Genomic DNA, 308 nt, shown 5'->3' with positions numbered 1-308 from the left:
ACCTGCAAACATAAATTAGCTGAAACAGTATTCAATTCTATTAGCTACAGCTAATGGTCAAACAGCAATGTTTGTTTGGAACTTTACTATCTATAAAAGTTCCAGGCAGGCATTTTTTAGTGTCCTGAATCCTGGAGGAAAGGAGTCAAGATGGCTGAGCCAAACAGACAATCAGGAGAAAACGAAGAAAGAATCATAGAAATTGAGATTGAGCGTCTTCGTCCGTTCAAAGAGCACCCGTTTCAGGTAAAAGATTGGAAAGATATTTTCATAAAGAGATTGCAAGGGTGCAGGCACAATGGTATGGA

Annotated in this window: 1 pseudogene; it reads left to right on the top strand. The window is 39.0% G+C overall.

Annotation, left to right across the window (positions count from 1 at the left end):
• Positions 1-53: 53 nt before the first annotated feature.
• Positions 54-308 (top strand): annotated as a pseudogene (locus G5B12_RS18605) (hypothetical protein); the annotation flags it as partial.

It is taken from the genome of Blautia sp. MSK.20.85 (assembly GCF_013317245.1).
Taxonomy (GTDB): Bacteria; Bacillota; Clostridia; order Lachnospirales; family Lachnospiraceae; genus Blautia_A.
This window is presented reverse-complemented; position numbering and strand designations above follow the sequence as displayed.